The organism is Zoogloea dura, assembly GCF_012927165.1.
GTDB lineage: Bacteria > Pseudomonadota > Gammaproteobacteria > Burkholderiales > Rhodocyclaceae > Zoogloea > Zoogloea dura.
On record NZ_JABBGA010000001.1, the window covers coordinates 477,293 to 502,349 of the forward strand.

Consider the following 25,057-nt stretch of genomic DNA (forward strand, 5'->3'; position numbering starts at 1 on the left):
AGGGTACCGGGCCCCTCGATCATCTTACGCGCTCAACGTCGTGCTCTTCCGACTGCCGGGATACGCTGCCTGGAGCGGCGTATCCCGGCGCCTCCCGACCGGCCTAGAGCTTGAAACGCGAGACGCTGCTCTTCAGGCTGCTGGACACTGACTGCAGGGTATTGGCGGTGCGGGCCACCTCGCCGACCGCCGCCGAGTTTTCTTCCGACATCTGGGCGATGGACTCGACATTGCGCGCGAGGTCCGTGGACGCCCCGCGCTGCTCCCTGAGTGCATCGCTGATACCACCGATGGCGAGCTGCATCGTGCTCGCCGATTCGCGGATCTCGCCCATCGACTCGCTGGCCCTGGCCGCATCCACCACGACCGCACTGACCAGGCTGCGGCTCGATTGCATGCTGGCCACGGCTTCCGACGCCCCGTGCTGGATGGCGCCGATGACAGAACTGATCTCCTGGACCGAGCTGGTGGTGCGCTCGGCCAGCTTGCGCACCTCATCCGCCACCACCGCAAAGCCGCGCCCCTGCTCTCCGGCCCGGGCAGCTTCGATGGCCGCGTTGAGGGCCAGCAGATTGGTCTGATCGGCCACCTCGCGGATCACCACCGTGATCCTGTCGATCTGCTGGACCTGCTGGGACAGGGTCTGAATCTGTTGTGCCGTGTTCTCGACCTGGCTGGCCACCTGCCCGATCTGCTGGGCGGCGTCATCCACGCCCCGCCCGCTGCGGACAGCCAAACCCTCGGACTCCCTGGCGCGCCGGTTGGCATCATCGGCGCTGGTCCCCACGTGGTCGATGCTCACGGTGAGTTGCTCGACGGCCGCGGCGGCCGACGAAGTGGCACTCGACTGCTGCTCGCTGCTGATGGAGACCTGCTGGGCCGCACTGGAGAGCTGGCTGGCGGACTGTGCGACCTGCTCGGACTCCGAGGTGATCTCACCGATGGTTCTGGCCAGATCGGCACGCATCGACTCGAGTGACGAAAGAAGCTTGCCGATCTCGTCCTGGTTGCCCAGGGACAGGGTGCCGTCGCGGCCAAGATCTCCGGCGGCAATGCGTGCAGCCGACTGGTTGGCCCGTTCGATCCGCGAGGTGATGCTGCGAATGGTTGTCAGGCTGAGCAGGACCAGGCCGACGCTGGCAGCAAGCGACACCGCGAGACTGATCCAGGTTGCGCTGTCCCGCGTGGCGAGCGCCTGCTTCGCGCTGAGCCTGGCCAGGGATTCGTTGTACTTCATGTGGGCATTGAGCTGGTCCCCGAAATGTGCGGCATCCGGCGCGATGACAGCGAGTCTGGCGCGGGCCTCTTCCGTCTGGCCCTGTCGCGACAGGGCCAGGGCCTCATCGACACGCTTGTTGTAGGCGGCCAGCGCCTCACGTTCCGCCCGCAACAGCTGCTTGTCCTGATCATCGGAGAGGAGCGGCTCATACGCCTTGAACTGTTGCTCGATGGACTCGCGGGCACTGACGATTCCCTTGTCGATCTCGACCTTTTCCTTGGGATCCGTGCTCAGCACATGCCGATAAGTCTGCACGCGCAGCTTGCCTGTTTCCGCGATCGCGGCCGACAGGACCTCCATGCTGGGGATCACGTTTATGTTGCTGTAATTGGCATCATCGAAAACCCGCCCCATCTGGTAGTAAGAACTGCCGGTGATGACGGCGAGGGCAAGAATGGCGGCACCGACGATTGCGATAAGTCGTTGGGAAATGGTCATGAGTAGCGATCCCTTGTTCGATTGGCGTCCCCCTCCCTTGAGTCGGACCTCTGCACGACTTACGGCCGAACGGCAGAATAATTCACTTTATTTTTGTGATGTAAATCACAGATCACACTCACCCGCCCCACCACCCATGGCGTCCTGCGCCCGGCCTCGAAGGGGATCCCCGATGGACAGGCGGCGAGCCCCCACCTGCCGCAAGGGAGGTCGTTTCAGCCCCCGGCATTTCCCCGAAAAATCAAGGCACTGGGCCACTCCGATCAAGATTTCCCTTGATTTTCAATGACAGGAACACTACTAAATGTAGTAGAAAAAAAAGTTTATCCGCACTATTGATTTTTTTAAGTATTTGTTTTTAAACATTTAAAAAATTTGGTCTAATTTCTCCTTCGGGGTAAGCTATGCGCCGAATTAAATCGCTTCCAATCACTCATCCAAGAGGCCCGCAACGCGCCATGACCGCCACGACGAAACCCGCAAAAGTCCAGCCCGCCACCGCCGCCAATCTCGAACCGCAGGAGATCTCCGGCGAGGTTCTGCTCGAGAAATACGCCAAGGGCAACGAGCAGACCATTGCCGATGTTCGTCTGCGCGTGGCGCGTGCCCTGGCGGCCATGGAGTCGGAAGAAAAGCGCCTGTTCTGGGAAACCAAGTTCCTTGAGGCGCAGGAGCGCGGCTTCGTGCCCGCCGGCCGCATCAACTCTGCCGCCGGCACCAACCTGGCAGCCACCCTGATCAACTGTTTCGTGCAGCCGGTCGGTGATTCCATCACCGAATCCGTGGACGGCCGCTGCGGCATCTACACCGCCCTCGCCCAATCCGCCGAAACCATGCGCCGCGGTGGCGGCGTGGGCTACGACTTCTCCTCTATCCGCCCCAAGGGCGCGATGGTGCGCGGCACCCAGTCCAACGCCTCGGGCCCGGTGTCCTACATGCGCGTGTTCGACCGCTCCTGCGAGACCGTCGAGTCCGCCGGCTCCCGCCGTGGTGCCCAGATGGGCGTACTGCGCTGCGATCACCCGGACATCGAGGAGTTCATCCACGCCAAGGACCACGGCGACCTGACCAATTTCAACGTCTCCATCGCAGTGACCGACCTGTTCATGCAGGCCGTCGAAGCCGACGGCGACGTGGAGCTCGCCCACAAGGCAGAGCCCTCCGCCGACATCAAGGCGGCCGGCGGCTACCAGCGCGATGACGGCCTGTGGGTGTACCGCAAGGTGCGTGCCCGCGAGCTGTGGGACCAGGTCATGCGTTCCACCTACGATCACGCGGAGCCGGGCATCCTGTTCCTCGATCGCATGAACAAGGACAACAACCTCTACTACTGCGAGACCATCGAGGCCACCAACCCCTGCGCCGAACAGCCCCTGCCGTCCTACGGCTGCTGCTGCCTGGGCTCGATCAACCTGACCCTCTACGTCAAGGACGCCTTCAGCGACAAGGCCTCCTTCGACTTCGCCTCCTTCGGCAAGACCGTCGAAACCTCCATCCGCATGCTGGACAACGTGCTCGAGGCCACCCACTGGCCCCTGGAGCAACAGCACGCCGAAGCCCAGTCCAAGCGTCGCGTCGGCCTCGGCTTCACCGGCCTCGGCAATGCCCTGGCCATGCTGCGCCTGCGCTACGACACGGACGCCGCCCTGGCCATGGCCACGAAGATCTCCGAGTACATGCGCGACCAGGCCTACCTGGCCTCCGTCGAACTGGCCAAGGAGCGCGGTGCCTTCCCGCTGTTCAATGCCGACCTCTACCTGTCCGGCGGCAACTTCGCCTCGCGCCTGCCGGCCGAGGTCAAGGACAAGATCCGCAAGCACGGCCTGCGCAACTCCCACCTGCTGTCCATCGCCCCCACCGGCACGATCAGCCTGGCCTTCGCCGACAACGCCTCCAACGGCATCGAGCCGCCGTTCTCCTACACCTACACCCGCAAGAAGCGTGTGGCCGACGGCACCTTCAAGGAGCACGCCGTCGAGGACTACGCATGGCGCCTGTACAAGCACATGGGTGGTGACGTCACCAAGCTGCCCGAGTACTTCGTGACGGCCCTCGAGATCTCCGCCAAGGCCCACAAGGACATGGTCGCGGCAGTGGCACCCTACGTGGACACCTCCATCTCCAAGACGGTGAACGTGCCCGAGGACTACCCCTACACCGAGTTCGAGAACCTCTACCTGGACGCCTGGAAGTCCGGCCTCAAGGGCCTGGCCACCTACCGCCCGAACAGCGTCCTCGGCTCTGTGCTGTCGGTCAGCCCCAGCTCCGAGCAGAAGCAGCCGCAGGACGTGGAGATGTCTGACGACACCAACCGCCGCCTGTCCATCAAGAGCCTGCCGGCCCCGGTGCTGTCCTCCCTGCGCTGGCCCGGCCGCCCGGATCTGCCGGACGGCAACGCCGCCTGGACTTACATGCTCAACACGCCGCAGGGCAACTTCGCCCTCTTCGTGGGCCACATGGACCCGGTCGAGGACAGCCCCGCCCGTGGCGCCTTCCCCTTCGAGGTGTGGGTCAACGGCGCCGACCAGCCCCGCGGCCTGGGTGCCGTGGCCAAGACCCTGTCCATGGACATGCGCGCCAACGACCGTGGCTGGCTCAAGCTCAAGCTCGAGACCCTGGCCAAGACGGTCGGCGAAAAGTCCTTCGAACTGCGCTTCCCGCCCCATGGCGAGCAGAAGCTGATGCCTGGCGTAGTGTCTGCCTTCGCCCAGGTGGTGCGCTACCGCTGCGAAAGGCTGGAAGCCCTCGAGGGTGACCTGCCGACCCCGGTGCTCGACAGCGTGTTCAGCCTGCAGGAGCCCAAGACCGGCACCGATGGCACCCTGTCCTGGACGGTGGACATCCAGAACCCGGCCACCGGCGAAGACTTCGTGCTGGGCCTCAAAGAGATCACCCTGCCAGACGGCGTGACCCGCCCCTACTCCATGTGGCTGTCGGGCAACTACCCGCGCGCCCTGGACGGCCTGTCGCGCATCCTGTCCCTTGACATGCGCGTCATGGACCCGGCCTGGATCGGCATGAAGCTGCGCAAGCTGATCGACTACCCGGAACCCCTCGGCGACTTCATGGCCTTCGTGCCGGGCACCCGCCGCCAGCAAAACTGGCCGTCCACCGTGGCCTACCTGGCTGCGCTGATCATCCACCGCTACGCCATGCTGGGCGTGCTCGACGAAGCCGGCTACCCGACCCGCGAGATGGGCATCCTCGAGTCGCCCCGTGACACCAACGAGCCCAAGCTGATGCAGGGTTCCCTTTGCAACGAGTGCGGCAACTACTCGGTGATCCGCAAGGACGGCTGCGACTTCTGCACCGCCTGCGGCGCCGTCGGCACCTGCGGCTGACGGACACACCAAGGCGCGGCACCTGAGGCCCACCCCGCAAGGAGGTGGGCTTTTTTCTGCGCAGGACGATGACGAAGTGCAGCCTGGTTCTCACATGGACTTACGTAAACATATTGTTATATCGTCCTGTCTGGACACAGCGGCACTCACTCCATGCCATCCACCACAGGAGAACGACAATTGAAAGCCGTATTCATCACCGGTCACGGTGGCAATGAAGTGGTCGAGGTCGGCGAGCGTGAGCGTCCGGTGCGCCGTCCGGGCGAGGTGCTGATCCGCCTGCATGCGGCCACCCTCAACCAGGTCGACCTGTACATGCGCAACAGCGGTGCAGGCATCACCCACAGTCTGCCCCAGATCATGGGCCTGGATGGCGCCGGCGTGATCGAGGAGGTCGACGTGGACGAAGCCCTGCTCAAGCCGGGCCAGCGGGTCGTCCTGCATCCTGGCCTGAACTGCGGCCGCTGCGAGTTCTGCCTGCGTGGTGAAGGAGTGCTGTGCACCAGGATGCAGTTCCTCGGAGAACACCGGGACGGCAGCTTCGCTGAGTGGGTCAGCCTGCCCGCCCGCAACGTGTTTCCCATGCCGGTACACCTGGACTTCGTCGAAGCCGCAGCCCTGGGGGTCAATCACCTCACCGCCTGGCGCATGCTGTTCACCAAGGCCCGGGTGAAGCCCTGGGAGACCGTGCTGGTCTTCGGCATAGGGGGCGGCGTATCGCTGGCCGCACTGCAACTGGCCAAGGCCACCGGGGCCCGGGTCATCGTCACCTCCCGCGAGGACGCCAAGCTCGAACGCGCCGTGGCGATGGGCGCCGATCACGGAGTCAACAGCCGGACCGAAGACATCGCCAAGGCGGTGCTGGCCTTCACCGGTGGCCGCGGCGTTGACGTCGTCATCGAGAACGTCGGTGAAGCCGTCTGGCCGGCAGCCATGAGGTCCCTGGTACGCGGCGGCCGACTGGTTACCTGCGGCGCCACCAGCGGCGACCAGCCTCCGGCTGATCTGCGTCGAATCTTCATCAGGCAGTTGCAGATTCTCGGGTCCACCCACGGGGACTTCTCCGAGTTCAACGACATGCTGGCCTTCATCGAACAACAGGGCATCGTGCCGGTGATCGACAGCCGCTTCACCATCATGGGCATCCACGAGGCCCTGAGCAGGCTGGAGTCGGGATTACAGTTCGGCAAGATCGGACTGACGCTGAAACAATGAAGACTACCGCTTCGCGGGCCGCGGCCCGCCGGGGAGCCGCTTTTCAACGAATGGTGCTGGCCCTGCTGCTCGCCGTCAGTGCACAGGCTGCAGGGGCCGGCCCGCTCCGCGATCGCCTTCGCGAAATACGAGCCGAGCGTCAGGCCTCAGCTGCACCAGGCGAGGCAAACCTGCCGTCCGGAGCACAGCATCTGGGCAACATCGCCTACGGCTCCCACCCGGCACAACGTTTCGATGTCTATCTACCGGCCCGGACAGAGGCCGCCCCGGTCATCTTCGTGGTGCATGGCGGCGCCTGGAAATGGGGCGACAAGGAGATGGGGCGCGTCGTTGACGCCAAGGTCGCCCGCTGGGTGAGCCGCGGCTTCATCCTGGTGTCCACCAACTACCGGATGCTTCCGGATGCCGCACCCGACGCGCAGTTGCAGGACGTGGCCCGGGCGCTGGCGGTGGCTCAGGACAAGGCGCCCTCCTGGGGCGGCGACCCGCAGCGCTTCGTGCTGATGGGCCACTCGGCCGGCGCTCACCTGGTCGCCCTGCTCGGTGCAGCCCCGCGCTACACCGGTGAGCCCGGACTGCGCCCGGTGATAGGCACCGTCGCCCTCGACAGCGCGGCCATGGACGTGACGGCCATCATGAACCATCGCCACCTCCCGCTCTACGATGCCCCCTTCGGAAAGGATCCCGTGTACTGGCAGGCCATGTCGCCCATCCAGGCGCTCGCCCCAGGCGCCGCCCCCCTGCTGTCGGTCTGCTCGACCCGCCGCGACGACTCCTGCCTGCAGGCCGACCTGTTCGCTGCAAGAGCCGGCCAGCTTGGCGTCCGCGCCGAGGTGCTGCGCGAGGACCTATCCCACGGCGACATCAATGCACAACTCGGTCAGCCGGGCGCCTATACCAGTGCAGTCGAACGCTTTCTCGGCAGTCTGGACAACGGGATCGCACGCAGGCTCCAGTGATCCACATTGTGTTTTTGCCTTCAGAGACGCCCCTGCCTACCCCATGTCCCCCTGTACCGCCTTACCCTGCTCACAGCCCTAGCCTGCTCCTGCGCCGCCTCCCACGCCGCCTTCAAGGACGAGGACTTCAGTGGCATCTACGACTGCACAGGCCAGGACAGCCAGGAAGGCCCCTGCCGGCAGCCGGCAGGGTCAGGCCCGTCGGCTGCCCCGACCAAGAATGGCGCCCGGGATGTCCCTGAGAGGTAGCACCCGATCCACTCCGCCCATTTTCACCGCCTCCTTGGGCATGCCGTAAACCACGCAACTCGCTTCGTCCTGAGCCAGGGTCCAGGCTCCTGCATCATGCATCTCCTTCAGACCGCGGGCGCCGTCATCCCCCATGCCGGTCATGATGATGCCCACGGCGTTCTTTCCGGCAAAACGGGCAGCAGAGCGGAACAGGACATCCACCGAAGGACGGTGCCTGCTCACGGGCGGGCCATCGACGACATCCACCATGTACTGGGCGCCGCTGCGCTTGAGCAGCATGTGCTTGCCCCCTGGGGCGATCAGAACCCGGCCGGGCATCACCCGGTCGCCATGCCGCGCCTCGCGCACCGAGACCTCGCACAGGGAGTCCAGACGCTGGGCAAAGGCCCCGGTGAACTTCTCGGGCATGTGCTGCACCACGACGATCCCCGGGCACAGCCTGGGCAGGGCACGCAGGATGGCCTCCAGGGCCTGGGTGCCGCCCGTCGAGGTGCCGATGGCCACCACCATCTCGGTGGTCAATGCCATGGCACCGCCGGCGGGCAGCATCGCGTCCGCAGTCAGTCGCGGCGGTGGCGTGATCACCGGTGCTACTGCAAGACGGCGCACATTCGCCCGCGCCGCGGCCTTCACTGCAGTGACGAGATCGTCGGAGCTGTCGAGCAAGAACTGACGGAGCCCCATCCTGGGTTTTGCCACCACCGTCACCGCTCCGGCGGCCAGCGCCTGCAAAGCGGTCTCCGAGCCCTGTTCGGTGAGGGTCGAACAGATCACCACCGGAGTGGGTCGCTCCGCCATGATCTTGCGGAGAAAGGTGATGCCGTCCATGCGTGGCATCTCTACATCGAGAACAATCACATCCGGCCAGCGGACTTTCATCTTTTCCAGCGCGAAGACCGGATCCACAGCGGCACCGATCACCTCGATGGCATGATCTTCATCGAGGGCCGCGGAGAGCACCTGGCGGACCACCGCCGAGTCATCGACGATCATGACCTTGATGGCTGACATTGAGACTCCTTCTTTCAACGGCACGCCGTCACCCCGTCCTGGGGTCCGGTATGTTCAAGGGTGACCCGTCCGCTCCAGACATCAAACAGGAGGTGACGGTGACCGATACCCTCAACGTGGGCACCAATGCAGTTCAGACAGTGCTGCCTCATCAGGGCCCTCGCTGCGGCAACGTTCTGCGGGCCGATCGGGGCACGATTGCAACTCATGCCGGGGAACATGTTTCCACCCCCGAACATCCTCACCCGATACTCTGCAGGCAGGGTGTGCGCCGCACGGATCTCCTGCAGCATCAGGCAGAAGGCCTCGTCGCCATAGCGCCCGTCCAGCGGAGCAGGAGCAGGACGGCTGCGAGTGGGCAGGACGTAGTGGCACATGCCTCCAAGCAGCTTGAGGGGATGCCAGAACACCACCGCCACGCATGAGCCGAGAACGGTACGTAGACGGGTATGCCGATCCCCGAAATACAGTTCTCCGGGCCGCAGGAAGATTTCGACCACGTCATCGGGTCGGCGCACTCATCAGGCCTCCGGTTTGCAGTAGACGGAAGGCCGCACCGCCTTCAGCGCATCGGACACGCCATTGAGGTTCTCCGAGTGGGACACCACGAAATGCCCCCCCGGCCGCAACAGGGGCAGAATGCGTCGCACCACCTGCCGCTTGGTCTCGATATCGAAGTAGATCATCACGTTGCGCAGGAAGATCAGATCGAAGACACCGAGGTCGGGCAGACTGGCATTGAGATTCACCTGCCGGAACTCGATCCGCCCCCTCAATTCCGGCTTGATCATGAATGTGCCCTCCTGACTCCCGACACCCTTGAGGCAGTACTTCCGGAGCAGCGGCCTGGGAATGCCTGCCGCATCCTCGATCGGATAGCGCCCCTGCCGCGCGGTGGCCAGCACCCTGGAGGACAAGTCCGAGGCAACGATCCCCCAGGGCCGCCCGCCCAGGACTTCGGCCATCACCATGGCAAGCGTGTAGGGTTCCTCACCACTCGAGCACGCACCGCTCCACACCCTGACCGGCCCTTTCGACTTCAGGCCTGGCAGGATGCCGTCACGGAGAAAGTCGAAGTGCTTGGGCTCGCGGAAGAAATAGGTTTCGTTGGTGGTCAGCAGGTCGACCGCCGTCTGCATCTCCCCCCCATCGGCCTGAAGCCGGCGGAAATAGTCACCATAGCTGGACAGATTCAAGTGACGCAGGCGCTTGGCGAGGCGCCCCGCCACCAACTGTTTCTTGGCATCAGTCAGACTGATTCCGGCATGGCGATACATCAGATCCCGAAAGAGCCGGAATTCCCGTTCGTGAAGCGGGCCGCTTTCCCCGGCGACCCGGTCGACAGCAAGCGTCGTCACGATGACGTTCCGTCAAGCCGCGAATTCGACATAGTCGGCCTCGAGCACGCGACTGCCATTGCTGGCAGCAGAGCGCATTCCCGCATCCCGCTTCACCGCAGGGCGCCTGCGGGCCGCCTCCCTTGCGGCAGAAGCCTGCCGCTCGTCCCCATTGAGCCGGAAATAGGCCATGGCACGGTTCAACAGCTCGGCCTGAGCGTTCATTTCCTCGGCTGTCGCCGCGAGCTCTTCGGAAGCCGAGGCATTCTGCTGGCTGGACTGGGACAACTGCCCCATGGCCAGGTTGATCTGGCTGATCCCTGAGCCTTGCTCTTCGGATGCGGAGCTGATTTCCTGAACGAGATCCGAGGTCTTGCTGATGCTCGGAATGATCACTTCGAGGAGCGCCCCCGCCCGCTCGGCCAGGGCAACGCTGCCTTTCGCGGTCTCGGATATCTCCTGGGCTGCAATCTGGCTGCGCTCGGCCAGTTTGCGGACCTCAGCTGCCACCACGGCGAAGCCCTTGCCGTGCTCACCGGCACGAGCCGCCTCGATGGCCGCATTGAGGGCCAGCAAATTGGTCTGATAGGCGATGTCGTCCACGATGCCGATCTTGTCGGCGATGCTCTTCATGGCCTCCACCGTCGACCGGACCGCTGCGCCACCTTCCCGGGCCTCGGTGACCGCCTTGGAGGCCATGCCATCGGTCAGCCTGGCGTTGTCACTGTTCTGGCAGACCGAAGCCGACATCTGCTCGATGGACGCGGAGGTTTCCTCAATACTGGCCGCTTGCTCGCCGGCCCCCTGGGAGAGACTCTGGGCCGTCGCACTGACCTCCTCGGACGAGCTGCTGATTGCGTCGGATGTCACCCTCACCTCGGCGATCACCCCGGCCAGTTTGCGCAGCGTACCGTTGAGCGCCTCTTTCAGCTCACCCAGCTGCCCACGGTACTCGCCCTTCACACTGCAGGTCAGATCACCCTGCTCAAGGGCGGCTATCACCGTCATGACTTCGGCCAAGGGTCCGACGATGGCATCCAGGGTGCCATTCACCCCTTCCACGATGCGACGGAAGTCCCCCTGGTGCCGTGTCGCGTCGGCACGCGTATCGAGACAGCCCGCCGTGGCGGCCTGGGCCAGGGTAGCTGCGTCGGTGATCAAGGCCTTGATGTTGGCGCGGAGCTGCTCCACGTTGTCGTTGATGAAGCGCTTCTTGCCCGGGAATACCTCCAGCGGCGCGTCGAGATTGCCTTCTCCGAAGGCCCGGATGCAGGCCATGGCCTTCTTCTTCACTGCGATGTGCCCGGCCACCATGCTGTTGACGCCCTGGGCAACCTCGGCAAACGCCCCCTGGAGGACGGACGTGTCAATCACCACGTCAATATCGCCCCGGTCGTGCTCAAGGGACATGTGCTTCATTTCGTCCATCAGGCGCTGGAGTCCCAGGGTCATGCCCTTGAGAGCCGCCATCAGGCTGCTGGTGTCGCCGGGTTGGAGCGCGATGGGGGTGCTCAGGTCACCGGCCGCCACTCTCTTCGCCACCTCAACTGCCGCACCTGGCTCCCCACCCAGGAGGCGCATCAGCCCGCGAGTCGTGAAGAACCCCAGGCATCCCACACCGAGCACCACCAGCACAGCCGTCACCCCCAGAAAAAGGATCGCGCTGTCATGGATTCGCCGGGCCTCATCGGCAGACTGCCGGGCGAGCCCTTCAGCAAGCACCAGATGCTCTTCAAGCCGGGCCTTCAGCATGTCGCCCAGCGGCTGCGAGGCCTGGTAGGCCTCCTGCGCTTCAGTCCGGTGATGCGCGCGCTCAGCCTCAAGGAGCTCAACCATGCGTCGTTCGATCTCCCCGAAGAGTGCCCGCTCCTCCTCGAAGAGGCGGCGGCTACGCTCGTCGCTGGCGCTTGCCGCGCCTTTCTCAAGCCCGCTGCGCAGGCCCCTGGCAGCCTCACCCATCGACTTGGCGACTTCGGCAAAGCGCGAAGGCTGCTCTCCGGCGACCAGCTTTGCCATGGCCAGCTGGATCCTGCTGAACTGCTCGCGGTTGGTCACCACATCAAGCACACCGGGCAGACTGCGTGCCCCGCTTTCATCCGTCACGGCCAGCAGACGGCTCATCTGACTTGTGCTGATCATGGCCAGTCCCAGCACGCCCAGCAGGGCGACCAATACCAGCAGGGTCATTCTTCGGGTTACGCTCATGGTGATCTCTCCTTGGGCAGGGGCCGTAGCCACTGGGTGCTGACGGTGCAGCAGGTTCATGCGACAGGCGACGGCGTATGCTGAGAGGGCACTGCCTGGGCCATCTCCGACAACAGGGACAACTCGTCCGTGGACAGCACCGCGTGCACATCGAGCAGGATCACGAAACGTCCTTCGATCTTGCCCATGCCGCGAATGAAGTCGGCACGGATACGCGCCCCGAATGCCGGAGGCGCCTCGATATCGGCCGGAGGGATCTCCAGGACTTCGCTCACGGTGTCGACCACGATCCCGACCACCTGGTGATCGTCGTCGTCATCCAGTTCGATGATCACGATGCAGGTACGCCGCGTTGCCTCCGTGGCGCGCCCGCCAAAGCGGGCCTTCAGGTCGATGACCGGCACCACCGAACCGCGCAGGTTGATCACGCCACGGATGCTCGCGGGCATCATCGGGATGCAGGTGACCTGGCCGTATTCGATGATTTCCTTCACGCTCAGGGTTTCCACCGCGAACATCTCGCCGCCTATGGTGAAGGTCAGGTACTGCCTGGGCTCCGTGAGCCCTGCGCCGCTTTCGGGCGCCTTGATCAGCTCGCCCATGGCTCAGCCCTCAAACTGGACATAGTCCGATCCGAACAGCGGCGTGTTCGCCAGCGCGCTGCTGCGACGCTCGACCCGCGCCATCCGGCTCCGGCCAGCCCCTTGCGCCGGAGCGGACTCCAGCTTGAAGAAGGCCATGGTCTTGGTCAGTTGTTCGGCCTGGGCACTCATCTCCTCCGCAGTGGCTGCCAACTCTTCGGAGGCCGATGCACTCTGCTGGGTGGCCTGGGACAACTGCGTCATGGCCGCATTGATCTGTCCGACACCGGAGGTCTGTTCCTCGGACGCCGAGCTGATCTCCTGCACCAGATCCGAGGTCTTGGTGATGCTCGGAATGATGACCTCGAAAAGATCTCCGGCCTTTTCAGCGAGGGCCACACTGCTCCTGGCGGTCTCCGATATTTCCTGGGCCGCCACCTGGCTCCGTTCCGCCAACTTGCGCACCTCCGCCGCGACAACCGCAAAGCCCTTCCCGTGTTCGCCGGCCCGGGCGGCTTCGATCGCCGCATTGAGCGCCAGGAGATTGGTCTGGTAGGCAATGTCGTCCACGATGCCGATCTTGTCGGCAATGCTCTTCATGGCCGCAACCGTCGAACGCACCGCCTCTCCCCCCTCCACGGCTTCCTTCGCCGCTTTGGCCGCCATGCTGTCGGTGAGTTTGGCGTTGTCGCTGTTCTGCCCGACAGAAGCAGACATCTGCTCCATGGAGGCGGAAGTCTCCTCCACGCTGGCCGCCTGCTCCGTCGCCCCCTGCGAAATGCTCTGCGCCGTGGCGCTGACTTCTTCGGACGAGGAACTGAGCGAGTCTGCCGTGCTGCGCACCTCACCGATGATCCCCGAGAGACGCTCGACCATGCCCTTGAGATTGGCGGCCAGGCTGGCGTTATCCCCCGCACGGATGGGGATCGCCGTCGTCAGGTCGCCCCCGGCAATGCGCTGCACGGCCTGTGCAACCAGGGCGGGCTCGGCACCAAGCTGGCGCAGCAGGCTGCGGGTACTGGCGATCCCGATGCCGATGACGCCGACCAGGGTGATGAGGGAGATCACAGCCGCCAGCCAGACTGCACTGCTCTGGGTGGCGGCGGCATCCTCCGCCGATCGCTTGCCCAGCTCAGCGTTGTACTGGCGATGATCATCGAAGGCTTCGGCGATGCGCCCCAGCAAGGCCTGGTTGTCCATCAGCAGGTCACGGGCTTCGTTGTTGCGGTTGGCACGTGACAGGGCCATCACCTTCTCGCGAAGTTGATCGTAGTCCGCCACGGCCTTGTGGTCTGCTGCCAGCAGCGCACGGTCCTTGTCGTCCGACACCAGGGACTCGTACCGCTTGAGGACATCGCTCACTTTCTGCCGATTGGCCAGGATGCGCTGCTCGATCTCGGCCATCCGGCCGGAATCGCTTTGCGCCATGTGCTGCCAGACCTGGGTCCGCATGGTTGCAGCCGGAACAGCAGCTTCATCGATGAGGAGGATGCTCGGAACGGTGTTCGCGTTCGTGTAGTTCGTGACCTCGTAGATGCGCTTCATCTGGTACAGGCCGGTCGCGCCCAGGATCAGGATCCCCAGTGCCGTCGCAGTGAGCAGCACGACCATCTTTCGTATTACGGTCATTATTTTGTCTCCTCCAAAGGTGGTCTCAGGCGGTCGCGGCGAGCGAGCCTTGCCTGGAACGTGACAGGCCGGTCTCCCGGGCGGTCACATGCCGCACGAGACCGGGAACATCGAGGATCAGGGCAACCTCGCCGCTGCCCAGGATGGTGGATCCGCCGATGCAGCGGATATGGCTGAAGACCTTGCCGAGCGGCTTGATGACGGTCTGGAATTCGCCGAACAGCTGGTCCACCACCAGCCCTGCCCGCTCTCCGGCGTATTGCACGACCACCACGTTTTCACGGCGAGGCGGCTCTCCCGGGATCTCGAAGAGATCACGCAGGCGGATGAAGGGCAGCACTTCGCCCCGCAGATTCAGATAGTTGGCACCCGAGGCAAGCTGACCGGCAAGCGGGAGCTCGATGCACTCCACCACCTGCTCCAGCGGCACCACGTAGGATGAAGGTCCGGCACCGATCAGAAAGCCGTCAATGATTGCCAGGGTCAGCGGCAGGCGGATGCGCACGGTGGTACCGTGCCCCTCGCTGCTCTCCAGATCCACGGTGCCTCGCAGCGCCTGGATGTTGCGCTTGACGACGTCCATCCCGACGCCGCGCCCGGACAGGTTGCTGACCTGCTCCGCCGTCGAGAAGCCAGGCTCGAATACGAGGTTGAAGATGTCCTTGTCGGACAAGCCCTGCCCTTCAGCCACAAGCCCCCGCTCCATCGCCTTGGCGAGGATGCGTTCCTTCTTCAAGCCACCACCGTCATCGCTGACTTCAATCACGATGCTGCCTGACTCGTGGAAGGCGTTGAGCATCAGCCTCCCCTGTGCAGGCTTGCCACGCGCGACTCGATCTGCAGCCGATTCAATGCCGTGGTCGAGTGCGTTCCGGACGATGTGGGTGAGGGGATCACCGATCTTCTCGACGATCGTCTTGTCCAGCTCGGTTTCTCCCCCACGGATATCCAACTGGATGTCCTTGTCCAGCTCAATGGCCACGTCCCTCACCACACGCCGGAACCGGTTGAAGGTCGCACCGATCTGCACCATGCGCAGGGTCAGCGCGGAATCCCTTACATCCTCGACCAGACGGGACAGCACCCCGGTCGCCTCCACCAGGGCGGGAGCTTTGAAGCGACGCGCAGCCAGCTGGGCGCCGGCGCCGGCGATGATGAGTTCGCCGACAAGATTGATCAGTTGATCCAGCTTGGCCGCATCGACCCGGATCAGGGTCACTTCGGCCCCTTTTGTCTGGCGGACCTGCTGCTGCCTCTCGAGCGCAGCGTCAATGACTGGCTGTTCGACCAATTGCTGATCCACCAGTACCTCACCCAGACGCGGAGCGGGAGCCTGGCCGGCCTCGTCCTCCGCCAACCACTCCTGGGTCGCCAGCGCCTGTGCCAGCTCCGCCTGGGTCAAGGAACCGCAGCGCAGCAACATCTGCCCCAGCAGCAGGCTGTCCTCGGGCATGTCGGCAAACAACGCGCGGTAATCGGCGATCGGGCCGTATGGCGGAATCAGCCTCACCGTGCAATCGTCACGGACAAATGCAAAGGAATCCTCGATGGTCTGCGCATCGGCCTTGCTGGCAAAACTCAACTCGAACCCCATGTAGCAGGTCTCGGGATCAAGCTGATTCAGACGCGGAATACCCGCCAGCACCATCTCCAGGCTCACGATCTGGCCGAAGGTGCCCAGATAGCGCAGGATAGACAAGGGGTCCAGGCCGAAGCGCAACAGATCAGGACCACCACGCAAGGAGATGTGCCAGAGGCCGCTCGTCACGCAACCGGGGCCGAAGACGGGGGGGGCCACCTGGGCCGGCGCGCCATCAGGCCAGTCGCCCGCAACCGGGAAAACCGCGGTCCCTTCCAGATGGTGGCTCAGTTGGCGGGCCAGTTCATCGCTCCGGGCCTGCAACTCTCCATTCACCTCCAGGCCCGAGGCCACCCTTTCGACGAGGGCGCCCATCTGGTCACACACGTCCAGAAAGAGCCGAGCCAGAGCCGGATCCATGGCAATACGCTGCGCCCTGACCCTGTCGAGCACACTCTCGGCCACGTGGGTGAAGGCCACGATCGGATCCAGCGAGAAGAGTCCCGCCGAGCCCTTGATCGTATGTGCCGCCCGGAAAATCGCATTGATGTTCTCGGTGTCGTCACCTCCCTGCCCGATCTCCAGCAGTGAAGCCTCCATCGTCTGCAACAACTCGCGGCTTTCGACGATGAAGGTCTGAAGTGCATCGTCCATGTTCGTGCTCATGTTCGTCGCTCCTTGCATCAGGCCTGCGCAGGCAGCGCCTCCCGGAAAAAGTCTGTCAGGCGGCAGAACTCGAAGGCTTCGGTGATGCGCTCGGCAACCGCAACCAGGCGCAATGCGCGGTCCGTTGCCCTCGCCTCGAGGACCAGGGACACCAGCAGCTGAATGCCCGCGGCATCCACTTCGCTGACCATTCCCAGGTCGAGTTCCACATCACCCGGCGCTTCCATCGCAGACAGGAGACGGTCACGCCAGTCCCGTGCGGTGAAGATCGTCATTTCCCCAGCGATCGCCACGCGGCTGACGGCCAGGCAGGGCTGTTCCGATTCGTTCATGGGTGTTTCCTCCAGCAGGCCACACATGGATCAGGGGAGAATCAGCTTGGAGACCGCATTGAGCATCTGCGGCGGCTGGAAGGGCTTCACCACCCACGCCTTGGCACCCGCGGCCTGCCCTTCGCGCTTCTTGTCGTCACCGGCTTCGGTGGTCAGCATGATGACCGGCGTGAACCGGTAGGCCGGCAGTTGCTTCAGGGCCTTCACAAAGCTGATGCCATCCATGTTCGGCATGTTCACGTCGCTGATGATCAGATGGACCTTCCGGCCATCAAGCTTGGCCAGGGCATCCTTGCCATCACAACCTTCGAGCACCTCATAGCCGGCGCCCTTCAGCGCGATACCGACGACTTGCCGCAGGGAGGCGGAGTCATCGACGATCATGATCGTCTTTCCCATGTTTCTATCCTTTAAAAGAAGGTGATGCCCGCGGGCTCCGGGGCTGCATTGCCGTCTCCGTGCAAGGCGTGTTGCTCCGCAGTGGTGTAGGTCCGGCGCATTTCGCGTGTCCAGGTGTCGCCATCCAGCGCCTCGGGGCGCCGCCCCGAATGCAGATCGTCCTGCATTGCGCGAAGGCGCTCTTCCAGGCGGGCCATGTCTCCCGTGACATGCGCCAATACCTGGCTGACCCGGTCCTGGAACTGCAATCCGACCAGCACATCGCCGATCTCGGCACCCACCGCCTGCCCCTCCTTGGCCATCGCTGCCGATGAATCCACGAGCGCCGCTGCCGCGGCCCTCAGGCGCTGCACCACCTGTCCGATCTGCTGGCTTGATGTGCTTACAAGGAGTTCGTCACTTCGGGCCGAGTCACGGGAGACCTCAAGCGTCTCTCCGATCGTTCCGGTGACCGTTCTCACCGTCTCGGCGATCTTTCTGCCCATTTCGCCAGAAGCGGTGGAGAGCTTCCGCACCTCATCGGCGACGACGGCAAACCCGCGCCCCGCCTCGCCGGCCCGGGCCGCTTCAATCGCGGCGTTGAGGGCCAGCAGATTGGTCTGTTTTGCCAGGTCACCGACTTCACCCGCCATCCGCTCCAGGGTGGATGTCACGCCACCCAGTTCGACGACGTGGGCCAACAGCACCTCCTTGTGCTGAAGAGCCTGCCGCAAGGCACCGACAATCTCGTCCAGTTCGCTTTCGCTGGCATTGAGCAGGGAGACAAGGTCCTGCTCACCTGCACCGCGGGTGGCAAGGACCGAGGTTTCGACGCGGCGCGAGATATCGGCAAAACGGCGGGACAGACCCGTGATCGCATCCTCGGTCTGCCCTCGTACGACCTCGACCTCGCCGCGCCACAACGGGAGAACCCGACCGCACAGACTGTCGAGCCCGTCGATCCTGGGCGTCTCCTGCGCCTGGCACAGCGCCTGCTCACCCACGTGGCGGCGCTGCCGCTCAAGCGTTTGAGCATGACTCCGCTCACTGGCCATGCCGGCCAACAGCGCCACACCACACTGAAGCACGGCGCCACCCAGCGTCAGCGGCCCTATCCCTCCCAGTACAAGCAGGAGCCCCGCCCCGAAACCACCGATCGCCAGCCAGCCCCAAGGAATGCGCCTGCCCGACACACCACTATCAGCCACCAAGGTCATTGCATCCGAATAGCTCATCGCCCCTCCTCCAGCCCGCCACTGAACGTGCTCCTCTTGCGCCAGTTGCGCAGGAATGCCCTTACCAACTCTGCCAGTTCGCCTCCATCCACCGGGGTACGCACGATCACTGCTTCGTCCGGCAGGCGGGCCCGGATTCCGCTGCGTCCGGCGTCCGTATCCACCAGCACCACGATGAGCATCGCCCTGTCCCGTGCATGGCCCAGTAGCGCCCGGACCATGTGAAACACGTCCAGGCCACTCACCATCAAATGGGTGATCAACACTTCGGGACGGCTCTCGCCAATCCGGATCAACCCCTCATAACCGTCTTCGACAACCCACACCCTGCAATCGGGCAGTAGAGGCTGGACGCCATCCCTCAGTGCAGCGCCTTCATTGGGATCCTCATGAAGAATCATCACGTGGCAAGGCTGCTCCAGCACCCGACCAACCCGGAGTTGCTCATCGCGTAGCCGGGCAACCGAGTCCAGCAGAATCCGGCGATGCCCGCCCGGGGTCTTCCACGCCTGCAGGCGCCCTTCCTCCACCCACAACTGAGCAGTGCGGACACTGACCCCGAGTTGCCGGGCAGCCTCGCGGGGAGAGCACGTGGAGGTAGTAAAAAGAGGCTTGTTCATATATTTGTCAGTTTTTTTAATTTTAACGTTTTTGATATTAATGTAAATTATTTTGTTATTTATTGTTTTTATATGATTTACATCAATCTATCGGACGACTTCTTACAGCCAGAGTGGATTTTCGGAACGCACAAAAAACGCCTCAAAACATCTGAATAAATTAATTTATTTAATTTATTCATAGACTTGATACGTATAAAACGGAGGATGCCGTCTGAAATCGAGCCAGAACGCAGGCTGAGGACGCAGCAAGATCGACAAAAATCGAAAAGCCATTTTTATCGTTTTTGTCGTTTCATGGAAAAAGGGATGCGCCGGGGGGGTGGGCTTGCCCCCCGGAAACGACCGTCGGTCAGGGAGAGGGGGGTTTGCCGAGCAGGCGATGAGCGAAGTCGATGAGCTCAGCGTCGGAGCGCGCCCAGACCTCGGCGTCAAAGGTGGTGATGCGGTCGCCATTGCGGCGGAGGATGCGCTTGCCGTCGCTGCTGAAGCGGGCATCGCGCACGCGGTCGGCGCCGCCCTCCAGGGTGCTCAGGGCGTGGCGCTGCCAGTCCCACACCCGGGCCGCCCCGTCTGCGCCGGTGGAGATGATGTAAGCCCCATCCGGCGCCACATCCACGCTCACCACCGGTCCGGTGTGCGCGAGCACCCCGTCCGGGTCAGCCTTGGCATCGTCCATGGCGTAGAAGCGCAGATATCCGTCCGTGCCGCCAGTGGTCAGACGCCGGCCCCGTCGATCAAAGGCCAGGGCTGCGATGGGGCTGCCCGTGTCATCGAATTCGAAGGAGTCCGCAGCTCCCGTCAGGGAGACGACGCGCAGCCGGCCCGAATGCATGCCCAGTGCCAACCAGCGCCCATCCGGACTGAATACGGCTACACGCACGCTCTCGCCTGGCTTCAGCAGGTTGCGGGGTGGTGCGTCCCCCTCGCCGGCGAACAATTGCCCGGTGGCGGTGCGAAAACTGTGGCGCCGGTCGGCACTCAGTACAAGTCCGTTGCCCTGAGGGGTGAGGAGGTCGGTGACGGGCATGCGCCATAGTCTGACCCCGCCATCGGCCCCGGCACTGAGCACCCGCCCGCCGTCGGGTGAGAACACCGCATTGCGCATGGCAGCGCTGTGGCCGCGGAATTCCCGGGGCTGGAAGTGGAACGGCGCTTCCCAGACCCGCAAGGTATCGTCCGTGCCGAAGGAAAGGATGCGCTTGCCGTCCGGACTGAAGGACACGGCCAGCGCGGTCCCCGAGCGATTGCCCGGCAGCATCACGGGGCCATCCAGCGGCTTCTCCTCGCCGGGCTGCAGGGTCCACATGTACACACCACCGTCGGAGCTGGCCACGGCCAGCAGGCGGCCGTCCGGTGAATGGCGGGCAGCCGTGGCAAGGGCCGGCGGCAGATCGGCGCGCACCGGCAGCGGCAGCTCGAGCGGCCTGCCGAGCAGCCGCCCCCAGGGGGTCCAACGGTAGACACTGCCGTCCGCCACCGCCACGGCGATCTCCTTGCCGTCAGGCGAGAAGCTGGCGGACAACACCTCGTCCGGGTGAGTCAGGGTCGCCAGCAAGGAACCGAGCCCGGCGTCCCAGACCCGCGCCGTGTTGTCATTGTTGCCGAAGGACAGCACCCGGTCGCCGCTCTCATCGAAACTGGCCGAGGCAACGTTGCCGAAGTGCCCCGCCAAACGGGTGAGCTGGCAGGCCGCACCGGCAGAGGTGAGCAGCAGGTCTGGCGCCATACCGTCCTCCGACTCCCGGATTGCCACCACCCGCTTGCCGTCGCGGCTGATGTCGGCATCGGTCCACGCCGGCCCGCCAGCGTGCCCGCAGCGGGTCAAGATGCGCCCGGCGCTGTCCCAGACCTGCAATATGCCGTCCCGCCCGGCGGAGACCAGGCGGCTGCCATCGGCACTGGCGGCAAGCGCCGACAGGGGGCCGGCATGGGAGATCCGCGCCTGCAGCGCCAGAGTGCGGGCATCGATGAGTCGCGCCTCACCGTCCTCTCCGGCGCTGAAGAGCCACTTGCCGTCCCGGCTGAAGCCCGCCGCCACCGCCCCGCCCGGGTGAGGAGGCAAGGCCGGGTTCTGCAGGAAGGCTGCAATGGCCTGGCGCAGGGTCGTGCGCACGGCATGGTCAGCGGAGCCGTTGGCGAGGGTCAGCGCCTCTTCAAGGGCACGGCGGGCATCCACCTCGATGCGCTCGCTCACCTCGACGGCGCGGCGCCGGGCCTCCGCCTCGTCCCGGTCCCGGTCCAGCATGACGATGTTGAGGGCTGTCGCCAGCACCATGACGCAGGCCACACCGCTGCCGATCAGCCGGTTGCGCCGCTTGAAGCAGGCGTCAGCCCAGGGCCGCACGATCTCGATGAAGGCGTCGTGCTGCAATTCGTAGCTGACCCCGCCGGCGGCATCGCGGGTGCGCACGATGCGGTGTTCCCGCAGGATGTCGAGGACTTTCTGGGTGCGCTGCTCGGATGTCCCGGCCTGGGCCGCCAGGGCTTCCAGGGGGTAGGCGATCTTGACCCCGCTGCGGGGCGCCAGGGCCTTCAGCACCTGGGCCGCATCGAGGCGCTGGAAGAGCCCGAAGTTCCGGGTAACGCTCTGCAGATAAGCCGAGACGATGCCCTTTCGCCCGCCCAACGCGCGGTAATCGTCCATGCGCAGGCCGCTGTGCCCGGCAGCCCTGCCCCGCTCCCACAGGCTGCGGCAGATGAGTTGCAGGAAGGGTAGTTCGATGCCGCCGCGGAAGAGGCGCCCGGTGGACTTTTCCGGATCGCCCGGCGCCAGGTCGTCGAGGAGGCGGCCCACCAGTTCATCGTCGCAGACACCACCGTACTTGCGTGCCGGACAGACGATGGCCTCGCGCGCGCGCTCCCGGTCGAGATGCTCCAAGTGGTAGGTGGACGCGAACAAGGCCAGGACATGGCCGCGCAGGCAGGCATCCACGCTGGCCAGGAACTCCTCGCGGAAGGACAGCACCACGCGCACGTCCAGCGTCGTGCGCAGCAGGGCCCCGAGCGCCGCCGGCAGCAGCCCGAGATTGGCCGCATAGCGCTGCAGGTACTCCTCGAACTGATCGAGCATGATGACCAGCGTGCTGTCATCGCGGGCCAGGGCATCATGGGCCGCATCCACCAGCTGGCCCGGTCCGGGCGCGCCCGCCTCGCCCTGGCGGATGAGGGCAGCCAGGGCGCTGCAGGGGTCAGGAGTGTTCCACTTGTCGAAATACACCACCTGCGCCTCTTCGGCCTTCAGGTTGGGGATCACCAGCGCCCGCAGCAGGGATGTCTTTCCCACTCCTGACGGGGCGTACAGGAGTGTCAGGGGATGCGAGAACAGCTTGTTGATGAGGAGCTGGGCGTCCCGCTCCCGCCCGAAGAAGCGGTCCCGCTCGGCTTCGGTATAGGGCTTGAGGCCGATATAGGGCTCGTTCACATCGACGGGCAACTGGCTGAGCGGCGCATCAGACATGGCTCACCCTCTACTTGAACTGGCCGAGGGTCTGCACGAAGGCCTCGCAGTCCGACTGGAGCCGGTCCTCGGCGGCCACCAGCTGCGCCCAGAAGCGCTCCTCGATGGGCGACACGGCGGTGCGCACGGCGTAGCGGCGGCGCGGCCGGACCTGCCCTTCACTGCTGAAGATGTGCCCCATCAGCCGGTAGTGCCAGACATCGAGGTTGTAGCCTAGGAACAGCAGGGAGCTCTTCTGGAAGCGCCGGGAAAATGCGCTGGGCGGCTTGGTGTGCTCGTTCTCGAGACGGCCGAGGAAGGTCATGTGGTCGCTCTCGGTGATCACCACCGTATCGATGCCGGAGCGACGGTCGGCCAGCTCGTTGGCGAACGGCGACCCGACGATCTTGTAGATGATGCGGTCGCCGTGTTCGCCCAGGTCCGACAGCAGCCAGTTGTCGGCCAGCTGAATGTCCACGGACGGCGTCTGTCCGCCTCGCCGGATCACCAGCAGGCGACCGTCCAGCCCGTCCTCATCGGCGGTGAGAATGTGGGTCACCACTGTGAACGGCAGCCCGGCCTGCTCCAGCAGGCTCTCGAACACCCAGTCGTAGCTGGCGGAGACGATGATCCACGGGCTTGTCATGCCCGCCAGGAAGCGGTGGGTCTGGGTTGGCACGAAGCCGGCGCTCTGCTCCTTCAGCACCGCGGTGAGACGGCGGAGGAAGGCACCCCGCTCTCCCCCGAAGACCAGCAGCAGGTATTCGGCGGCTGTCGCCAGCGGATAGCGCTCGTCGAGTCGCATGCCGGCCTCCAGGCCGGCCGTCTCGATCAGCGCGCTGACCAGCCGGAAGGCACTTAGCGGCCCGCTGCCGAACACACCATCGCCGAGCAGGGGGACCAGGCGCCCCTCATCCAGTGCCCCCCGGATGGCCAGGAAGAACTCACGGTTACCCCGCAGGGCCGTTGCCGTCGGCGCCGCAGTGGTGCGCCGGGCGATCTCGCCACGGCTTGAATTGGTGTTGAAGCCCTTGCTGAGGGCCTGCAGCTCGGGCGCGTCCTGGTCGATGCGGCCCTGCACGTAGCGGCAGATCTCGTCGGCGGTCAGGATGTTGTCGCCATCATCGGCCTCGAAGGTCTCCACCCCATGGACGAACCAGCGCACCATGCGCGACACCCCGGCGCCCCGCTCCGCCACATCCTTGTCGAGCACCGTGCAGCCCGAGAGCACGTATTTGCCCTGGCCCTGCCCCAGGTTGGAGACCAGGATGGACGGGATATCCACCTGCCCACTGGCTTCCGGAACCAGGCTGAAGATACAGTCGAGCAGGATCACCAGCTGTGACGCACCGCTTTCGTTGAGGGCCCGCTTGGCAATCCACTCCATGGAGATCGCCGTGGCGTCCAGGTAGTCGAGCTCGGCATCGTTGGGGCACAGGTAAAGATCGCCCCGCGCCGAGAGCTTGGCGTGACCACAGTAGTAGAGCACCACGGTGTCGTTCGGGGAGGCATCCTTGAAGGCCTTCTGCAGGCTCTTCATCAGGCTGGTCTTTGCCGGATTGACCAGGGTCTCCACCTCGAAGTGGGCGTCCTCCTGCTCGGCCAGGAGGCGGCGCATCGCCTCCACGTTGGCCGAGGCCGAGGCCGGCGCCTGGAAGCCCGCCCCGTGGGCATAGGCATCGACGCCGACCAACAGGGCCGAGCGACTGCCACGTACCCGCTTCTCGATGGGCGCCACCACGAGGGCCTTGAGCCCAGGGTCGTCCGCCTCGCCGCTCCAGGCTTTCAGGTTGATCCACTGGGACTCGGTGAAGCCCAGGGGCACATCCTCTCCGTCCAGGCTCACCTGCAGCAGGGTCCGGCGCTGGGCCGCACGGCTGGCCTCCGAGCGGACGAAGTCGCTGCTGCGGGCGGCCTCGCTCCACAAGACCACCACGCAACGCGCGGTGTCGATCTGTTCCTCCAGCTCCTGGCGCCAGGCGCAGGCTGCATCCAGGTCCTTGTCCCACCACACCGAGAAATGCGCTGACAAAGCCTCCGCCAGGGCTTCCGCCCGAGCCTTGTCGGTATGTCCGTAGCTCAGGAAGATGTCGGCCATACGCCCTCCTTTATCGGGCCATCCCTACTGGGCCACCCCGGGGACCGCACCCCAGGGGGTATAGCAGGCGCAGGACGCGCCGACGGGCATGGCCACCGCCATCGGGCAGGGGCCGGCATTGGTCACGCACATGGAAGCGAAACGTGGCCGCGGCATCTGCTGGGGAAAGGGCACCGCCGGGGCCACCCCCTGCTGGGGTGGCGCGGCACAGAGGCGATCTATTTCCAGGGGGGGCACCCCCTCGTTACGCAGCTGGATCCGCTCGCGGGTGGTGCAGTAGGCGCCCGCCTCCCATGACACGCCCAGGCATGCCAGCACGACAAGGGGAAGGATCCGGCGGGCACGCCACTTCAAGAACATCATCCAGTTCCCCCTTCAATGCGCTGATTCATTTATATGGCGCAAACGGGGGAATGTCCATGGAATCGGGACTTCAGGCGCATTTGAATGCAACGAGGCCCCT

The 25,057-nt window shown here is 64.7% G+C and carries 18 protein-coding genes; 3 read left to right on the forward strand and 15 right to left on the reverse strand.

Going from position 1 to position 25,057, the window contains the following annotated elements; translation table 11 throughout:
* Positions 1-103 precede the first annotated feature (103 nt).
* Positions 104-1,717: a methyl-accepting chemotaxis protein gene (locus HHL15_RS02120; RefSeq protein ID WP_169144148.1), complete on the reverse strand. Its 1,614-nt coding sequence runs from the start codon at positions 1,715-1,717 to the stop codon at positions 104-106.
* A gap of 458 nt (positions 1,718-2,175) precedes the next feature.
* Here HHL15_RS02120 and HHL15_RS02125 point away from each other — a divergent pair, with 458 nt between their 5' ends.
* The 3 genes from HHL15_RS02125 (at position 2,176) to HHL15_RS02135 (ending at position 7,232) form a co-directional block, all read left to right on the forward strand.
* Positions 2,176-5,058 carry an adenosylcobalamin-dependent ribonucleoside-diphosphate reductase gene (locus tag HHL15_RS02125; RefSeq protein WP_169144149.1) on the forward strand — a complete coding sequence of 961 codons (2,883 nt, stop codon included), beginning with the start codon at positions 2,176-2,178 and terminating at the stop codon, positions 5,056-5,058.
* Positions 5,059-5,238: 180 nt separating this feature from the next.
* Positions 5,239-6,273, forward strand: coding sequence for a zinc-binding dehydrogenase (locus HHL15_RS02130; RefSeq protein ID WP_169144150.1), 1,035 nt, complete (start codon positions 5,239-5,241; stop codon positions 6,271-6,273).
* The gene (locus HHL15_RS02135; RefSeq protein ID WP_206198537.1) at positions 6,270-7,232 is read left to right on the forward strand and encodes an alpha/beta hydrolase; all 963 of its coding nucleotides are present in this window, start codon (positions 6,270-6,272) and stop codon (positions 7,230-7,232) included. The genes HHL15_RS02130 and HHL15_RS02135 overlap by 4 nt, the downstream gene beginning before the upstream one ends.
* A 192-nt stretch (positions 7,233-7,424) precedes the next feature.
* On the opposite strand, the gene HHL15_RS02140 is transcribed toward HHL15_RS02135, so the two are convergent.
* The 14 genes from HHL15_RS02140 to HHL15_RS02205 form a co-directional block, all read right to left on the reverse strand.
* Positions 7,425-8,495 (reverse strand): protein-glutamate methylesterase/protein-glutamine glutaminase, encoded by a 1,071-nt coding sequence (locus tag HHL15_RS02140; protein ID WP_169144151.1) that lies wholly within the window; start codon positions 8,493-8,495, stop codon positions 7,425-7,427.
* Positions 8,496-8,509: 14 nt separating this feature from the next.
* Complete coding sequence (locus tag HHL15_RS02145) at positions 8,510-9,013, reverse strand: chemotaxis protein CheD (protein WP_169144152.1); 504 nt, start codon at positions 9,011-9,013, stop codon at positions 8,510-8,512.
* A 3-nt stretch (positions 9,014-9,016) separates the two neighbouring features.
* On the reverse strand, positions 9,017-9,853 hold the full coding sequence (locus HHL15_RS02150) for a CheR family methyltransferase (RefSeq protein WP_328824978.1): 837 nt from the start codon (positions 9,851-9,853) through the stop codon (positions 9,017-9,019).
* Between the two features lie 12 nt (positions 9,854-9,865).
* The gene (locus HHL15_RS02155; RefSeq protein WP_169144153.1) at positions 9,866-12,037 is read right to left on the reverse strand and encodes a methyl-accepting chemotaxis protein; all 2,172 of its coding nucleotides are present in this window, start codon (positions 12,035-12,037) and stop codon (positions 9,866-9,868) included.
* A gap of 56 nt (positions 12,038-12,093) precedes the next feature.
* Positions 12,094-12,639, reverse strand: coding sequence for a chemotaxis protein CheW (locus HHL15_RS02160; RefSeq protein ID WP_169144154.1), 546 nt, complete (start codon positions 12,637-12,639; stop codon positions 12,094-12,096).
* Positions 12,640-12,642: 3 nt separating this feature from the next.
* A complete protein-coding gene (locus tag HHL15_RS02165) occupies positions 12,643-14,247 on the reverse strand; it encodes a methyl-accepting chemotaxis protein (RefSeq protein WP_169144155.1) in 1,605 nt (534 codons plus the stop codon).
* A gap of 25 nt (positions 14,248-14,272) precedes the next feature.
* The gene (locus HHL15_RS02170) at positions 14,273-16,492 is read right to left on the reverse strand and encodes a chemotaxis protein CheA (RefSeq protein WP_235943171.1); all 2,220 of its coding nucleotides are present in this window, start codon (positions 16,490-16,492) and stop codon (positions 14,273-14,275) included.
* Between the two features lie 17 nt (positions 16,493-16,509).
* On the reverse strand, positions 16,510-16,824 hold the full coding sequence (locus HHL15_RS02175; protein ID WP_169144156.1) for an STAS domain-containing protein: 315 nt from the start codon (positions 16,822-16,824) through the stop codon (positions 16,510-16,512).
* Positions 16,825-16,854: 30 nt separating this feature from the next.
* On the reverse strand, positions 16,855-17,223 hold the full coding sequence (locus HHL15_RS02180; protein WP_169144157.1) for a response regulator: 369 nt from the start codon (positions 17,221-17,223) through the stop codon (positions 16,855-16,857).
* Positions 17,224-17,234: 11 nt separating this feature from the next.
* Positions 17,235-18,437 (reverse strand): methyl-accepting chemotaxis protein, encoded by a 1,203-nt coding sequence (locus HHL15_RS26340; protein WP_169144158.1) that lies wholly within the window; start codon positions 18,435-18,437, stop codon positions 17,235-17,237.
* Positions 18,434-19,057: a MerR family transcriptional regulator gene (locus HHL15_RS02190; protein WP_169144159.1), complete on the reverse strand. Its 624-nt coding sequence runs from the start codon at positions 19,055-19,057 to the stop codon at positions 18,434-18,436. Before HHL15_RS02190 ends, HHL15_RS26340 begins: the two co-directional genes overlap by 4 nt.
* 352 nt (positions 19,058-19,409) lie before the next feature.
* The gene (locus HHL15_RS02195; protein WP_169144160.1) at positions 19,410-22,517 is read right to left on the reverse strand and encodes an nSTAND1 domain-containing NTPase; all 3,108 of its coding nucleotides are present in this window, start codon (positions 22,515-22,517) and stop codon (positions 19,410-19,412) included.
* Between the two features lie 10 nt (positions 22,518-22,527).
* Complete coding sequence (locus HHL15_RS02200) at positions 22,528-24,594, reverse strand: TIR domain-containing protein (protein WP_169144161.1); 2,067 nt, start codon at positions 24,592-24,594, stop codon at positions 22,528-22,530.
* A 24-nt stretch (positions 24,595-24,618) separates the two neighbouring features.
* Complete coding sequence (locus tag HHL15_RS02205) at positions 24,619-24,957, reverse strand: hypothetical protein (RefSeq protein WP_169144162.1); 339 nt, start codon at positions 24,955-24,957, stop codon at positions 24,619-24,621.
* Positions 24,958-25,057: the final 100 nt, after the last annotated feature.